The organism is Myroides sp. JBRI-B21084, assembly GCF_030545015.1.
Lineage (GTDB): Bacteria > Bacteroidota > Bacteroidia > Flavobacteriales > Flavobacteriaceae > Flavobacterium.
The window spans coordinates 368949-386230 of the sequence record NZ_CP120653.1 but is presented as its reverse complement, the minus strand read 5'-3'; the positions used below and the strand labels follow the sequence as shown (position 1 = coordinate 386230).

Genomic DNA, 17282 nt, shown 5'->3' with positions numbered 1-17282 from the left:
AAAAAAGCTCTAATACAGAGCTTTTAATTAGTTATTTTATTTATAATTAAAGATTAAATTTATACATGGCACCAGCTAAAACTTGTAAACCTTGTACTTGGTATTGATTAAAACGATAATAATTTTGATTTGCTAAGTTAGATCCTTTTGCAAAAATGGTCCACTGTGCTGTTGGTTTGTAACCAATTTCTAAATTTACATCATAAAAATCACCTAATTTTAACGATTCATCCATTAATATTGTAGCGTTATGGTTCAATTCATATCGTTGACCTACATAAGCAACATTTGCATTTGCATACCATTGATTGGTTATGTTATACAACGCGTTTAAATTAATTTTTCCTTGAGGAATGTGAAATGCATTTTTGTAGTTTTCTAATGTAAAATTATTAAACTCACCCGAAATTCCTATTTGCGCCTTATTTGAAAAATCAAAATTTAATTCACCAAATAATGTAAAAGTATCTACCTTATCATAAACTAAACCAAAAGAATTTCCATATTCAAAGCCTTCTTTATTTGCTAGATTAATATCGTAGGTATTTATTGTAAAAAGTGCTTTATCGTCTTCGGTTTTATAATTTGCACGAACATTATATGAAACATTGTGATATAATTTTCCTTTCATACCTGCATATAAATCATAAGCTGTTTTTGTAGGCTTAAGCTGCATTGTTGGCGCAACAAAAGGGTTTTGAGCTACAATTTGCGCATATGAATTTTGCTGTACACCACCAATTGCACCTACATAGGCTTGTAAAATATTAGGTACTAAGTTAAAATTAGCTTTTATATTCGGATAAATAACTACTTGGTTATCTTCAACCCCAAGCTGTTTTCCTAAAATATACGTTAAACCTGCACCTAATTCTAAGGAATAATCAGCATCAAAAAATTTAATATTTGGATTAACAGATAGGTTTAAATAATTGTATTTATCTTGCACATTATCAATACCATTGTTGGTAAATTGTGTGTTTACATAATCGGCTTCAAGATTTAAATACAGGGTATTGTTAGGTAATTCAACACTAAATTTAGGGGCTAAAACAAATCTGCTTTCTTTACTATCGTAATCATCCCAAAAATATTTGTATTTTAAATCTACTTTTTCAAAAGCACCAACATAACTTTCGAAGGTTGCCCCCAAATGTAAATCGTTGTATTTTTGAAGAGGGTCAACTAAATTAAAGTTAAAATTAGTTAAGTTGAAATCATTTGGAGTACCGTACCAATTATATTTTGCAGCCATTGCTCCAAATTGTGTATTCCATTGATTGTTATCGTTTCGTTGACCTAACGTAAAATCCAAATTAGTGTTCGAGAATGTGTCATCAAGATGTACACCTTCTATACCACCACCCGATGAAATATGTTTTAATAAACCACCAACGTACATGTTTTTAGAACCAACTTTTTCTACAATACCCAATTCGCCTCTTAAAGTATTATACGTACCATAACCAAAAAGAGCATAGTTGCTGTAATAATTTGCTAATGAATCGGTATCAACTTTTGCCGCTTCGCCTTTTGCAGGAGAAAAAGTTGAAGCCACTGGAACCGAAAAAATGGTATATTTTACTTCTTTTTTTTGGTTAATTTCTTCATCTTCGATAATTGGGTTATCGTTAATTTTAAAAGCATCGTTTAAAGTTGCTTGATATTCCGACGTTACATTTACAACTTCGGTACCTACGGTATTATTTTTTTTATTTTTATCGTCTTGTGCGTTTGCTTTATATGCAAAAAACGTTGCTGCTATAGTGATACTTAATACGTACTTTTTCATAAAATTTTATTTAACCGATGAATTACGTTTCGATTCTTCTAACTTAATTCTATTTAATTCTGTTTGCGCCTCATTAACAACCTCTGTAAATTCTGTAGCATTGTTTATAACACTTTCTAAGATATAAGTTGCTTGGTAACTATCTTTTAATTGGTAAAAGTTTTTAGCTAATAGTATCAATCCTTTAGCATTGTAATATTTATTAGCCGAAAATTCCTTAACTAATTTTTCGATTGTTTTATTAGATGCTTCGTATTTTTTATCGATATTTTTAAAAAAGGCATCGTAATACAACGCTTCTGCTTTTAAATCGCCTGTTCCTATGGTATTTAATTGATCGTACCATTTGCGTGCATTTACAATATCGTTATTTTTAATGGCTACACGTGCGTTAATAGCTATTGCATCTGCTTTAATTCGTTTATCAACTTTATTATTTACTGATAATATTTCGGCATAATCTAAAGCAGCTTGTACATCGCCATTTGTATAGTTCAATTTCATTAAATTGGCTTGTGCAAAAAGTTTATTGCTACTATTACTTGCGTTATCTTCTAAACTACTTAAAACACGTAAGGCGTTTGTTTTATCGTTTTCGGTTAAATACATATTTGCTAAACGCACCAATGCTTGTTCAGTATATTCAGACTTTCCACGCTTAAGTACGTTTTCGTAATTAGTTTTTGCATCGTTAACTTTGTTATCGGCAAAATAAATTTCGGCAATGTGAAAATACGCTTTAGTGGTATGTACCCCATTTGGATAATTTGATACATAATCTTTAAAACTTTGTAATGCAGCGCTTGGTTTATTATTAGCCATTTGGTTTTCTGCCGAATTAAACACATCATTTTCTAATTCTGCAGTAGAAATATCAACAAAATCCAATCCATTTACCCAAGTTGCAAATTCATTTGATTTTCCTATTTCTAAATAAGCAATTCTAGCATTTTGTACCGCTTCAATTGCATCTTGCGATCCAGGATAATCGGCCACTACTTTTTTAAATCGTTCAATAGCTTTATCTTCTTGATTTACATTTACATACACCAAACCTTGACGCAAAATTGCTTTTGAAATTAAATTTGATTTTGAATGATTACTAATTAAATCATTAAAAGTTTCAATTGCTTTATTGGTTTGATTATTGTTTGCATATGTGCTACCTAATTCATAAATAGCATCGTCTATTAAATTAGAGGATTTGTAATTTGATATAAACTTTTGTAACTCCTCAATCTTTGTTTGAGTTTTATCAACAAATCCATACGACACCGCTTTTTGGTAAGCAGCATAATCTTTATATTGCGAATTACTGTTTAAAATAGCATTGTACATTTCCATTGCTGGCCAATATTGTTTAGTAACAAAATATCCATCGGCAAGGCGTAATGTAGCATCAGTTTTTTTAGCATCGTCTTTTACAACAGCTAAATAATTTTTAAAATGTACGTTTGCGTTAGTGTAATTTTTTAATTTAAAAGCTGTATAACCCAAATTATATTCAACGCTTTTAAATTCGGGTGTTTTTTGTGCCTGTGGCAATTGTTTAAATGTAGAATAGGTTTGGTAAGCATCGTTAAATTTATTCATAGCATATTCACTTTCACCTCGCCAATAAGTTGCACGTGCAACAAAAGAAATATCTTGCCTTTCAGCAATAGATTTGTTAAACATGCTATTTGCTTGGCTAAACTTGCCTTCGTTAAAAAATTCAACGCCACGGTAAAAAGTAACTTTTTGGTAAGCTGCTTTATTTAAAGGTGTTCTATTTGACTCTAAAACAGTTAATGCTGCTTGATAATTTTTGGTTGATATATACGAATCTATCAATAAATCGTTTAACTCTTGTTTATACGGCGACTGTGGATATTGCACCAAAAAGTCAGTGATAACTTCGGGTACACTTTTATAAGGGTTTCCAATATCATAACTTAATTTGGCATAATTAGCATAAGCATCTTCTTGAATTTTAGAAGAAAATTGCATTTCACTAGCATTTTTAAACGCATTTAATGCTTGCGTACGTTGATTTAACTTTAAATAACTTTCCCCTAAATGATAATACGCATTTTGTGCAACAGCATCGTTACCACCAATAATTTTATTAAACTCTGAAACTGCTTTATCAAACTTTTTTTGTTGATAATAGCAATATCCTAATTGATAAAAATCAACATTTGTTAATTTACCGTTTTTACCTTCGTAAGCTAACAAATAAGACAACGCTTTATCGTATTGTTTTAAATTAAAATAACTTTCTCCAATTATTTTAGACAATTCTGATTTTTCGGTAGGATTTGCTTTTGGAATTTGAGCCAAACCTTCTTCAATAGCTTTTTCAAAATTACCACTTTTAAATTGCATGTCGGCTTGATAATACCCCATGCGCTCTTTGTATTTATCTATCGATTCTACCGATTCAAAATACGTATTAGCCTTTTCATAATCGTTATTTGCATACGAAATATAACCTAAATAATAGGTAGCCTGATTACCATATAAACCATTAAGTTGTACTTTTTCTAGATGATTTTTTGATTTATTATATTGATTTTTAACAAAATAAGCATATCCCTTTTGAAAATTCAATCGATCTTTATCTTCTGAACTTAAAATAGATTCGCTAATATTTTCGGTATAATTTAAAACACGATCGTAATCACCTTGTTGAAAATAATAATTTGCAACATCCATATAAGCTTGTACTTGCTTTCTGCTTGTAGGATATTCGTAAATAAATTGACTAATCTTTTGTTCGGCACCTGCTTGTCCTAATTTCAAAGCACAATTAGCACTGTAATAAGCACTTTCTGCTTGAATTTCGTCGGTGGTATTTTTAACCTTTAACTTATCAAACAAAATCTGTGCAACAGCAAACTGATTTTCGTTATATAAATTTACTGCTTCGTAAAAATCTTTATTTTCATTTGTAAAATTATGTGATTGTTGCGCTTGTACAGCTAAACCGCTTAGTAAAAACGATAAGTATATAAAATGGTTAGGTTTTCGCATTTCAACTATTTTTAAATATCAAATATATTAAAATATCTATTCTAGTGAAACGCTTTAAGTGATTATTAATTGTGTTTGTTCACATATTTTATTATTTTTTTTATAACAGAATAATGTTATCAAGCATAAATGTAGTTTTTGAACATTTTTTTGGTATTAAATTAAAACTTGGCTTAAAATTATAAATCTAAACTTTACAATAATTACAAATTTTTAACATTATAACAGCACTAACATAATTTTAGGTTTAAGATTTGATTACATAACTGGTTTTATGTTTGTATCGAACAAAATAAAAAAAACAATGAAAAAAAATTATGTCGGAAAAATAGCTTTTTTAGCTTTAACTTCCTTTGCAGTAACTTCTTGCCAAGATGATCCAATTACTGCTAAAATTGATGAACCAGAAACAGAAGTTCCTCAAAACCCAATCAATTTAGTAAATCATTCTAATATTCCTGCATTAGTATACGGTATGCCTGGATTTGAAGATTTGGAAATTCTTACTTTAATTTCTTCTTCTGATAAATTAGAACAATCACCTGATTTTGTTTTTGGTGCACAACCAGACGGATCAGGCTTTATGAGAAACCCAAGTGGTGAAGGTTTTATGATGATTACAAATCATGAAATTCTACAATCTGTTTCACGTGTATTTTTAGATAAAAATTTTAAACCAATTCGTGGTGAATATGTTGTTGATGCCGTTGGTGGTATGACAAGATTATGTTCTGCTACTCTTGTTGAACCTTCTATTCATGGGTTTGGGCCCGTATTTTTAACTGCAGGTGAATCGGGTGAAGAAAGTTTAGTACATGCTATTGACCCTTTAGGATTTGTTAACGATCGTTCTAGAACAGACCGTGTAAAACCCGCTTTAGGTAAAGCCAGTATGGAAAACGCTGTTCCATTACCTGCCGATGTTTCTGGAAACGGAACTTTTGTACTAATTGGCGAAGATCAAAGTTACTCTACTAATCATCAAAGTGCTGGTCAATTAATTATGTATCATTCAAATACTCGTGGTGATTTAGACAACGGAAAATTATACGCTTTGAAGAGCGTTGATAATACAATTACTGAAGGCTCAATGTCTAAAAATCAATCGTATAATGTAGAATTTGTTGAAATTCCGAATGCTAAAAATTTAACAGGTGCCGAAATTAATGCAGCAAATATTGCAAATAATGCGTTGCGTTTTTCTAGGGTTGAAGATGTTGATTATCGCAAAGGTAAAGGTAATGGAAATGAAATTTATTTTACTGCAACCGGACAAGCAAGTGGCGGACAACCTGTTCCTGGATATACAATGTGGGGACGTGTTTACAAACTGGTTTTAGATAAAAACAATATGTTTAAAGGTAAATTAGAAATTATTGCCGAAGGTGATTCAAACCCTGGAAACGATTTAATTAACCCTGATAATCTTTGTGTTACCGAAAATTATGTATATATACAAGAAGACGGAGATTCGTTTTATGCTGGTGCTAACCACGACTCTTATATTTGGCAATATAGCATGACAAAAAAATCATACAAACCTTGGCTAAATATGAAACATAATCGTGGTAATACAGAATGGTTTAACATGTTTAATCAATCTGGTAAGCTAGATAAATTTGGTTCTTGGGAGTATGGTGCCATGGTTGATGTTTCTGATTTAGTGGGTATCCCAGGTACTTTTGCTGTGAACATTCACCCTCATACTTGGCAAAAACAAGAATTTTTAAATGCCGATGGCTCTGGTACACAAAGTAATAAAGAAGGTGGCCAAGTTGTTTTAATTAAAAATGTAGAACGTTAAAAAATAAACACTGGCTTATGCCAGTGTTTTCTTTATAAAATGAAAAAAATAATAGCTATTATATGTATTTGTTTGTTATTCATTCAATGTAAAAACAACATCTATGAAACAAATTCTGAAATTAAAGTACAACAACATATTGTAAATAATTTAAATAAACTTTCTAAAGAATTACAAAATTTAGAAAATTTAGTAACAACAAACACATCAAGCAAAACATTACAAAATCAATTCTTAAAATGTAGATTGATTTACAAAAATACCGAATGGGCAACAGAATACTATCTACCGCAATCATCAAAATTTTTAAATGGCCCTGCATTGGATCATTTAGATCTTGATGAAAATAAATTTTTAGAAGCGCAAGGTTTTCAGGTTTTAGAAGAATTGTTGTACCCTGAATTCGATATCAAACAAAAAACCGAAATAATTAAACAAATTCGTATAATTGACAATTTAGTTCGTGCTGGTAAAACAAACATCACAGCCATTAATCCAACAAAAGAACAAATTTTTGATGCGTTGCGTTTAGGTGTTTTTAAAATTACAACTTTAGGTATAACTGGTTTTGATACGCCTGTAAGTAATTTATTATTTCCTGAATCACAAGCTGCTTTAAAAGGTATTGAAGAAGTTTTGGAAATATATAAAACCGAATTTAAAGGTATCAATTCCTATCTTACGGTAATTAAATTAACAAAAAATGCACAAAAAAGCATCTCTAAAAATACAGATAAGAATAATTTTAATTACTTGGCGTATATAGTAAACTATTTAGATCCTATTTCCAAAAACCTTCACAAATTACAAGTTAAAGCCAATATTCCTTTTGTTAAACGAGTTAGTATGTTAAAATCTAACGCTTCGTCGTTATTTTCAGAAAATGTTTTTGATGTAAATGCTGTGGCAGTTGATGAAAATGTAAATGAAGCTAAAACAAAATTGGGTGAAAAATTATTTTATGATAAAAATTTATCAAAAAATAATTCAAGAAGTTGCGCTAGTTGTCATAAACCAGAAAAAGCTTTTACCGATGGTTTAAAAGTAGCTACTAATTTGCAAGGCAAACCAATGGTTCGCAATACACCATCCTTAAATTATGCTGGTTTTTATCATGGTCAGTTTTGGGACATGCGCCAATCAAATATAGAGTCGCTTACAACAACTGTAATACAAAATAAAGATGAAATGCATGGAAATATGTCACAAATCATCAAAATAATCCAAAAAAACTCACTATACGCCAAAAAACTCAAAGAAATATACAAAACAAATGAAATTAAAGAATGGCATATTCAAAATGCTCTTGCAAGTTATGTACGTTCATTAAGCACATTTTCTTCTAAGTTTGATCAGTATATGCGCGGAAATAAAAATGCGTTATCAAAATTAGAGACCAAAGGGTTTAATGTATTTGTTGGAAAAGCAAAATGTGCTACTTGCCATTTCATCCCACTCTTTAATGGAACTGTTCCTCCAAGATTTTCATCTTCTGAGCAAGAAGTTTTGGGTGTACCTAAAGACATCAATATCACAAAATTAGATACGGATTTAGGCAGATATTTATACAACACCGATTTACAACAGCTAAAAAATTCATTCAAAACTGTCAGCATTCGTAATATAGAAAAAACAGCTCCTTATATGCATAATGGTGTTTTTGAAACCTTGGAACAAGTGATTGATTTTTATGATAAAGGAGGTGGTTTAGGTTTTAAATTACCTGTTACAAACCAAACATTACCACAAGATAAACTCAATTTAACTAAACTCGAACAAAGTGCTTTAATTGCGTTTATAAAAACTTTAAACGATCAATACTAAACATCATATAAATCCTTTTTTAAAACCATTTTCATTTGGGCAATCCCCTCCACTACGTTGCGGGTAGGGCACTCGCGAGTCGCTTTTGTTTTTTAGCAAAAACAAATAGCTCCAACAAACGCTCCATCCCTATTGCAGCAGATTGTAAAAAAATCTGTTGGAATCTGTGGTAAAACAAAAAATCCCCATCATTACTGATGAGGATTTAAAAAAAGGCGATGACTTGACCAAAGGGACACGCCGCACCTATAAAAAAAGAAAACCCCAATCTTTTCAGATTGGGGTTTTACTAAAAAAAGGCGGCGACATACTCTCCCACATTAAAATGCAGTACCATCTGCGCTATCGGGCTTAACTTCTCTGTTCGGAATGGGAAGAGGTGAGCCCCGATGCTATAACCACCTTAAGCTTTTGGTTTATTACACTTGTAACAAACTATTTTGTTAACATATTTTCGATACTTTTTGTAGATTATTTTAAGTTTAGTCTTAATACTAAATTCTCAATACTATTTTTATAAAGCAATTCCTAGAGCACATAAGCTTACGGGCTATTAGTACTACTTGACTATGACATTACTGCCTTTACATCTGTAGCCTATCAACGTTGTCATCTTCAACGACCCTTTAAAGAAATCTCATCTTGTGGTGGGTTTCGCGCTTATATGCTTTCAGCGCTTATCCCTTCCCAACGTAGCTACTCAGCGATGCACCTGGCGGCACAACTGATACACCAGAGGTTAGTCCAATTCGGTCCTCTCGTACTAGAATCAGATCCACTCAAATTTCTTGCGCCCACAGTAGATAGAGACCGAACTGTCTCACGACGTTCTGAACCCAGCTCGCGTGCCACTTTAATGGGCGAACAGCCCAACCCTTGGGACCTTCTCCAGCCCCAGGATGTGACGAGCCGACATCGAGGTGCCAAACCCCCCGTCGATATGAGCTCTTGGGGGAGATCAGCCTGTTATCCCCGGCGTACCTTTTATCCTTTGAGCGATGGCCCTTCCATGCGGAACCACCGGATCACTATGCTCTACTTTCGTACCTGATCGACTTGTTAGTCTCGCAGTCAAGCTCCCTTTTGCCATTGCACTCTACGCACGGTTACCAAGCGTGCTGAGGGAACCTTTAGAAGCCTCCGTTACTCTTTTGGAGGCGACCACCCCAGTCAAACTACCCACCAAGCAATGTCCTCAACATGTATCGAGTTAGATCTCAGATAAGCAAAGGGTGGTATTTCAACAATGACTCCACAACGCCTAGCGACGCCATTTCATAGTCTCCCACCTATCCTACACATCACTTATCCAAGAACAATACTAAGCTATAGTAAAGGTGCACAGGGTCTTTTCGTCCCACTGCGGGTAATCGGCATCTTCACCGATACTACAATTTCACCGAGCTCATGGCTGAGACAGTGTCCAGATCGTTACACCATTCGTGCAGGTCGGAACTTACCCGACAAGGAATTTCGCTACCTTAGGACCGTTATAGTTACGGCCGCCGTTTACTGGGGCTTCAATTCAATGCTTCTCCGAAGATAACATCTCCTCTTAACCTTCCAGCACCGGGCAGGTGTCAGGCCCTATACTTCATCTTACGATTTGGCAGAGCCCTGTGTTTTTGATAAACAGTCGCCTGGACCTTTTCACTGCGGCCAGCATTGCTGCTGGCGACCTTTCTCCCGAAGTTACAGGTCTATTTTGCCTAATTCCTTAGCCATGAATCTCTCGAGCACCTGAGGATACTCTCCTCGACCACCTGTGTCGGTTTGCGGTACGGGTTGTAATAATCTAAGTTTAGAAGCTTTTCTTGACAGCCTTTAGGTACACTATCACTTTGCCCGAAGGCTCCGTGTACTATCGCATTTCTCCAAGTTCGACGCATTTTACTATCAAACCTATAGGTACGTGCTTTAACGAACTATTCCGTCAGTTCGCGGTACTTTCACCACTGCGTCACTCCATCACAACTATTACAAGTACGGGAATATTAACCCGTTGGCCATCGACGTCCCCCTTCGGGTGTGCCTTAGGTCCCGACTAACCCACAGCTGATTAGCATAGCTGTGGAAACCTTGGTCTTACGGTGTGCGGGTTTCTCGCCCGCATTATCGTTACTTATGCCTACATTTTCTTTTCTAAACAGTCCAGCAATTCTCACAAATCACCTTCTACCCAGTTTAGAATGCTCCCCTACCACTTGTATTTACATACAAATCCATAGCTTCGGTAGTATACTTATGCCCGATTATTATCCATGCTCGATCGCTCGACTAGTGAGCTGTTACGCACTCTTTAAATGAATGGCTGCTTCCAAGCCAACATCCTAGCTGTCGGGGCAATCAAACCGCGTTTTTTCAACTTAGCATACATTTGGGGACCTTAGCTGATGGTCTGGGTTCTTTCCCTCTCGGACATGGACCTTAGCACCCATGCCCTCACTGCTGTAAATCATTTATTAGCATTCGGAGTTTGTCAGGAATTGGTAGGCGGTGAAGCCCCCGCATCCAATCAGTAGCTCTACCTCTAATAAACTATATCAGCGCTGCACCTAAATGCATTTCGGGGAGTACGAGCTATTTCCGAGTTTGATTGGCCTTTCACCCCTACCCACAGGTCATCCGAAGACTTTTCAACGTCAACCGGTTCGGTCCTCCATTTGGTGTTACCCAAACTTCAACCTGCCCATGGGTAGATCACACGGTTTCGCGTCTACCACTACTGACTATAGCGCCCTATTCAGACTCGCTTTCGCTTCGGCTGCGTAACTTAATTACTTAACCTTGCCAGCAACGGTAACTCGTAGGCTCATTATGCAAAAGGCACGCCGTCACCCAACGAATGGGCTCCGACCGCTTGTAGGCGTATGGTTTCAGGTTCTATTTCACTCCGTTATTCACGGTTCTTTTCACCTTTCCCTCACGGTACTGGTTCACTATCGGTCTCTCAGGAGTATTTAGCCTTGGCGGATGGTCCCGCCGGTTTCAATCAAGGTTTCACGTGCCCCGACCTACTCAGGATACCACTATCTAATACTTCACTTACCTATACGGGACTATCACCCTCTACGGTTCATCTTTCCAGATGATTCTAATTCGCTTAGCTTAAAATGTCGTGGTCCTACAACCCCAAAATTGCCGTAACAACTTTGGTTTGGGCTTCTGCGCGTTCGCTCGCCACTACTTACGCAATCACTTTTGTTTTCTTCTCCTCCGCCTACTTAGATGTTTCAGTTCAGCGGGTTTGCTCACCTATCGGTGTACTATGTCTTCAACATAGTGGGTTGCCCCATTCGGATATCTGCGGATCAATTCGTATGTGCCAATCCCCGCAGCTTTTCGCAGCTTATCACGTCCTTCGTCGCCTCTGAGAGCCTAGGCATTCCCCATACGCCCTTATTTTGCTTATTGTGCTCTACTTTAATCCCTAAAGATTAAATGTGCTTTATATTATTTCTAATATTATTCTACTTTTTAAATGTATCTCAATATGTCAATGAACTTTTTTCGCTTGATGCGAATTGTGGAGAATATCGGAGTCGAACCGATGACCTCCTGCGTGCAAGGCAGGCGCTCTAGCCAGCTGAGCTAATCCCCCATTCTTTTAGCTTTCAGTTATCAGCCGTTAGCTTTCAGCGGATTGTTGATAACTCAACTTCTAAAATTTCCTTTTATGGTATTTTTCACAGCTTTTTAATTCGTAATTTTCTATTTCGTAATTAAAAGTAGTCCCGGGCAGACTCGAACTGCCGACCCCTACATTATCAGTGTAGTACTCTAACCAGCTGAGCTACGAGACTCTGTAATTTTTTACCTTTTTTTTGAACTAACAGTTAAGAGTAAGAGATTTTTAAACCATCTCTAGAAAGGAGGTGTTCCAGCCGCACCTTCCGGTACGGCTACCTTGTTACGACTTAGCCCTAGTTACCAGTTTTACCCTAGGCAGCTCCTTGCGGTCACCGACTTCAGGTACCCCCAGCTTCCATGGCTTGACGGGCGGTGTGTACAAGGCCCGGGAACGTATTCACCGGATCATGGCTGATATCCGATTACTAGCGATTCCAGCTTCACGGAGTCGAGTTGCAGACTCCGATCCGAACTGTGACCGGCTTTATAGATTCGCTCCCTATCGCTAGGTGGCTGCTCTCTGTACCGGCCATTGTAGCACGTGTGTGGCCCAGGACGTAAGGGCCGTGATGATTTGACGTCATCCCCACCTTCCTCACAGTTTACACTGGCAGTCTTGCTAGAGTTCCCGACATTACTCGCTGGCAACTAACAACAGGGGTTGCGCTCGTTATAGGACTTAACCTGACACCTCACGGCACGAGCTGACGACAACCATGCAGCACCTTGTAAATTGTCCGAAGAAATATCTGTTTCCAAATACGTCAATCTACATTTAAGCCCTGGTAAGGTTCCTCGCGTATCATCGAATTAAACCACATGCTCCACCGCTTGTGCGGGCCCCCGTCAATTCCTTTGAGTTTCAGGCTTGCGCCCGTACTCCCCAGGTGGGATACTTATCACTTTCGCTTAGCCACTCAGTCCGAAAACCAAACAGCTAGTATCCATCGTTTACGGCGTGGACTACCAGGGTATCTAATCCTGTTCGCTACCCACGCTTTCGTCCATCAGCGTCAATCGTTGGTTAGTAACCTGCCTTCGCAATTGGTATTCCATGTAATATCTAAGCATTTCACCGCTACACTACATATTCTAGTTACTTCACCAAAATTCAAGCCCTACAGTATCAATGGCAATTTTTTGGTTAAGCCAAAAACTTTCACCGCTGACTTATAAGGCCGCCTACGGACCCTTTAAACCCAATGATTCCGGATAACGCTTGGATCCTCCGTATTACCGCGGCTGCTGGCACGGAGTTAGCCGATCCTTATTCTTACAGTACCGTCAAGTTCCCTCGCAAGGGAGTGTTTCTTCCTGTACAAAAGCAGTTTACAATCCATAGGACCGTCTTCCTGCACGCGGCATGGCTGGTTCAGACTTGCGTCCATTGACCAATATTCCTCACTGCTGCCTCCCGTAGGAGTCTGGTCCGTGTCTCAGTACCAGTGTGGGGGATCTCCCTCTCAGGACCCCTACCCATCATCGTCTTGGTGTGCCGTTACCACACCAACTAACTAATGGGACGCATGCTCATCTTATACCAATAAATCTTTAATATCTGAATGATGCCATTCCTATATCCTATAAGGTATTAATCCAAATTTCTCTGGGCTATCCCTTAGTATAAGGTAGATTGCATACGCGTTACGCACCCGTGCGCCGGTCTCAAGGAAGCAAGCTTCCTCTACCCCTCGACTTGCATGTGTTAGGCCTGCCGCTAGCGTTCATCCTGAGCCAGGATCAAACTCTTCATCGTATGTTTTTTATATTTTTTGATGTGTCGTTTAAAAACGTAATCTCTTACGCTCTTACTCTTTATTTTTCTGTTAATCCAATATGTCTATGAACTTGTCTCTTCTTCTGTTGCTTTGTTTCTTAAAGCGGTTGCAAAAGTAGTAACTTTTTCTAATCTACCAAAACTTTTTTTAGTTTTTTTTTGAAAAAGTTTTTTTGATTACTTTTTCGATTTAAAAGAACGTTTACTTCTGTATTCGGGTGCAAAGATACCAAACATTTTACTTATCAAACAAACTATTTTTAATGTTTTTTTTAAGATAATTTATACTTTACTTAACATGAATACGTTACAGCTTTTTTTTTAACATTTTATTTTTTTGAAATTATACTTAAATCTAGTTTAGTGATTGAAAACCCTTCATTTATTGACCTTATATCAGTATAAAAAATGAATTTTGTTTTACTATGTTTTATTTTTGGTTAAAAATTTGATTGTATTTATTTATGAATTATGTTTGAGATACATTTTATAATACAACTCTAGTTTGAAAAATCGAAAATTAATCAGTCAAAGACATCCTGCTTTATATTTTATTGCGGTTTGGTTACGGCGTATAAAGCGCACATTTGAATGGTATTTTGATCATAAAAAATATGCAAAGACAAAACAAACAGATGAACTTTTATATAATGTAAAAAAACATCAATCTTTATTGATAAGAAAATTAGGTGATGGAAACGACTTTTTACAACTTAATAAAATTACGAATTTAAAAATTGCTTTATCAAAATTAAATGGTGTTTTAATTAAACCTGGCGAAACACTATCATTTTGCAAAGTGGTTGGTTTACCTACTAAAAGGAAAGGGTATGTTTTAGGAATGGAACTTTCTTTTGGTAAAGCACGTGCAGGAATTGGGGGTGGCATTTGCCAAATTGCAAATATGATGCATTGGCTTGCTTTACATAGTGAACTAGAAATTACCCAACGTAGCAATCATTCTTTTGACCCTTTTCCAGATGAAGGCAGAACTTTACCTTTTGGTAGCGGCGCTGCTATTTTTTATAATTATGTTGATTTACAATTAACGAATCGCACAAAAAAAACGTTTCAATTAAACCTTTGGATTACCGAAAAACATTTAGAAGGAACATTAAAAACAAATGAACCAACAAATACATCATATCATGTATTTGAAAAAAAACATCGCTTTTTAAAAATAAACGACACTTTTTATAGAGAAAATGAAATTTGGCGGAATTGTATCGATAAAAAAACAGGGAATATTATTAAAACTGAATTAATTAAAAAAAATTTTGCCCGCGTTACTTACATCCCCGAAAATTTTACGGAATCTTTCTAAAAATAAACAACTAAACGCTTATAAAATTTGCTGTGTATGTTCTTTGGTTTTTACTTTTTGAATAATATTTTCAATAATTCCGTTTTCATTAATTATAAAAGTAGTTCGGTGAATACCATCGTACTCGCGCCCCATGAACTTTTTAGGACCCCAAACACCGTAGGTTTTTATAATTTGCATTTTTTCATCGGCTAACAACGGATATTGTAAGTTATTTTTGATAGAGAAATTTAATTGACGTTTTTGCGAATCGGCACTTACCCCTATTACTTGATAATTTTGTGCTATAAACCGATCTAAATTATTTTGTAAATCGCAAGCTTGTGCTGTACAGCCAGGTGTTGATGCTTTAGGATAAAAAAATAAAACTATCTTTTTACCTTTAAAATTGGTTAATTGAATTAGGTTATTGTTTTGATCGATACAAGAAAAATCAGGTGCTTTATCGCCAATCTGTAATGTTGTCATAATTTATTATTTTTGTAAAATTACAATATTCATAGAATGACTCAAAAAGAAAAAGTTGCTTTTGTAATAGATACATTAGAAAATTTGTATCCAGAAGTACCCATTCCATTAGACCATAAAGATCCTTACACACTTTTAATTGCCGTTTTATTATCGGCACAATGCACCGATGTTCGTGTAAACCAAATTACCCCCAAGTTATTTGCCATTGCCGACAATCCTTATGATATGGCTAAACTTACCATTGAAGAAATTGCAGATATTATTCGTCCATGTGGTTTAAGTCCAATGAAATCAAAGGGAATTTACGGATTAAGCCATATTTTAATAGATAAATACAACGGTGAAGTACCTGCGGATATGAGCGCTTTAGAAAGTTTACCTGCCGTTGGTCATAAAACAGCTTCGGTAGTAATGTCGCAAGCCTTTGGTGTACCTGCTTTTCCGGTAGACACGCACATACACCGATTGATGTATCGATGGAATTTAAGTTCAGGTAAAAATGTGGTACAGACAGAAAATGACGCCAAACGCATTTTTCCCGAAGACAAATGGAATAAATTACATTTACAAATGATTTGGTACGGACGTGAATATTCACCTGCACGAGGTTGGAAACTAGAAAAAGACATTATTACAAGCAAAATAGCTAAAAAAACAATGATAACAGAACTTTTAAAAAACCACAAACAATAAAAAAGGAACCTTTTAGGTTCCTTCTTAGTTTTGAAAAGTTATGAAATGTAATGATTTTGTTTTTACCGCTTTTGTACTACTAGAATAATTTAAAATAAAATCTATAGTACTGTTTTTAGGTAAAATTTTTGGTTGTTGCTTACTGTTGTTTTTGTAATTTTTTATCATAGAAAAGGTTTATTTTTTTATATAATAACGCAACAGTAAAATAAATATTGTTTAATCGTTTAAAATAATTTGTTTACTTGCTAATAATTTACGCAAATTAATAATTGCATATCGCATTCTACCTAAAGCCGTGTTAATACTTATACCGTTTAATTCGGCAATTTCTTTAAACGATAAATCATCGTACAAACGCAAACGTATAATTTCTTGCTGATCTTCAGGTAATTTTAAAACCAAAAGATGCAAATCATCTTCTAATTGCGTATTAATCATTTGTGATTCAATATTTAAGTCAGAATCAATCATTTTGGCAAAAATAGAATACTCTTCTTGATCGCGTTGAAACTTTACTTTAGAAACTTTTCTAAAATGATCAATAATTAAGTTGTGTGCAATACGCATTACCCAAGGTAAAAACTTACCTTCTTCGTTATAACTTTCTTTTTTAATGGTATTAATTACTTTAATAAAGGTATCCTGAAAAATATCGTCAGATAAATCTCTATCTTTTACTTTAGAATAAATAAAACTGTATATACGTGATTTGTGGCGTTGTAATAATTGTGCCAAAGCCCATTCGTTTCCAGATGCGTATTGTTTAACTAACACGGCATCTGACAAAATTTCTTTTGCCATCTTAACTTATGTTTTAGGTTTTTACTATAAGTATAGATATGAAATAGGCTTATTCTTTAAAAGTTATTAAAACAAATATAAAAAAAAATTCTTAAAAAAATCTTAATTGAAAAAAAATTCACAATTAATTTTAATACAAAATGTAAGT

The 17282-nt window shown here is 35.1% G+C and carries 9 protein-coding genes, 2 tRNA genes and 3 rRNA genes; 4 read left to right on the top strand and 10 right to left on the bottom strand.

Going from position 1 to position 17282, the window contains the following annotated elements; translation table 11 throughout:
* Positions 1-46: 46 nt before the first annotated feature.
* On the bottom strand, positions 47-1792 hold the full coding sequence (locus P3875_RS01940; RefSeq protein WP_303444575.1) for a TonB-dependent receptor: 1746 nt from the start codon (positions 1790-1792) through the stop codon (positions 47-49).
* A gap of 6 nt (positions 1793-1798) precedes the next feature.
* Complete coding sequence (locus P3875_RS01935) at positions 1799-4807, bottom strand: tetratricopeptide repeat protein (RefSeq protein WP_303444574.1); 3009 nt, start codon at positions 4805-4807, stop codon at positions 1799-1801.
* A gap of 304 nt (positions 4808-5111) precedes the next feature.
* On the opposite strand from P3875_RS01935, the gene P3875_RS01930 reads away from it, so the two are divergent.
* Both P3875_RS01930 and P3875_RS01925 read left to right on the top strand, forming a co-directional pair.
* Entirely contained in the window at positions 5112-6611 is a 1500-nt protein-coding gene (locus tag P3875_RS01930; protein ID WP_303444573.1) for a hypothetical protein, read from the top strand.
* A gap of 39 nt (positions 6612-6650) precedes the next feature.
* Complete coding sequence (locus P3875_RS01925) at positions 6651-8435, top strand: cytochrome-c peroxidase (RefSeq protein WP_303444572.1); 1785 nt, start codon at positions 6651-6653, stop codon at positions 8433-8435.
* A gap of 294 nt (positions 8436-8729) precedes the next feature.
* Here P3875_RS01925 and rrf read toward each other — a convergent pair.
* The 5 genes from rrf to P3875_RS01900 form a co-directional block, all read right to left on the bottom strand.
* A 5S ribosomal RNA gene (rrf, locus tag P3875_RS01920) occupies positions 8730-8841 on the bottom strand.
* 126 nt (positions 8842-8967) lie between these two features.
* A 23S ribosomal RNA gene (locus tag P3875_RS01915) occupies positions 8968-11849 on the bottom strand.
* A gap of 113 nt (positions 11850-11962) precedes the next feature.
* Positions 11963-12036: transfer RNA gene (locus P3875_RS01910), tRNA-Ala, on the bottom strand.
* Positions 12037-12164: 128 nt separating this feature from the next.
* Positions 12165-12238: transfer RNA gene (locus P3875_RS01905), tRNA-Ile, on the bottom strand.
* Between the two features lie 65 nt (positions 12239-12303).
* Positions 12304-13821, bottom strand: a 16S ribosomal RNA gene (locus P3875_RS01900).
* The 16S, 23S and 5S rRNA genes sit together here with 2 tRNA genes alongside, the layout of an rRNA operon.
* A 526-nt stretch (positions 13822-14347) precedes the next feature.
* On the opposite strand from P3875_RS01900, the gene P3875_RS01895 reads away from it, so the two are divergent.
* Complete coding sequence (locus P3875_RS01895; RefSeq protein WP_303444571.1) at positions 14348-15166, top strand: VanW family protein; 819 nt, start codon at positions 14348-14350, stop codon at positions 15164-15166.
* Between the two features lie 18 nt (positions 15167-15184).
* On the opposite strand, the gene bcp is transcribed toward P3875_RS01895, so the two are convergent.
* Positions 15185-15634 carry a thioredoxin-dependent thiol peroxidase gene (gene bcp / locus P3875_RS01890; protein WP_303444570.1) on the bottom strand — a complete coding sequence of 150 codons (450 nt, stop codon included), beginning with the start codon at positions 15632-15634 and terminating at the stop codon, positions 15185-15187.
* 36 nt (positions 15635-15670) lie between these two features.
* Between bcp and P3875_RS01885 the strand changes: the two genes are divergently transcribed.
* Positions 15671-16330 (top strand): endonuclease III domain-containing protein, encoded by a 660-nt coding sequence (locus P3875_RS01885; RefSeq protein ID WP_303444569.1) that lies wholly within the window; start codon positions 15671-15673, stop codon positions 16328-16330.
* A 24-nt stretch (positions 16331-16354) separates the two neighbouring features.
* Here P3875_RS01885 and P3875_RS01880 read toward each other — a convergent pair whose 3' ends face one another.
* Positions 16355-16498, bottom strand: a complete 144-nt coding sequence (locus P3875_RS01880) for a hypothetical protein (protein ID WP_303444568.1) — start codon at positions 16496-16498, stop codon at positions 16355-16357.
* A 51-nt stretch (positions 16499-16549) separates the two neighbouring features.
* Positions 16550-17134 carry a sigma-70 family RNA polymerase sigma factor gene (locus tag P3875_RS01875; RefSeq protein WP_303444567.1) on the bottom strand — a complete coding sequence of 195 codons (585 nt, stop codon included), beginning with the start codon at positions 17132-17134 and terminating at the stop codon, positions 16550-16552.
* Between the last annotated feature and the right edge of the window lie 148 nt (positions 17135-17282).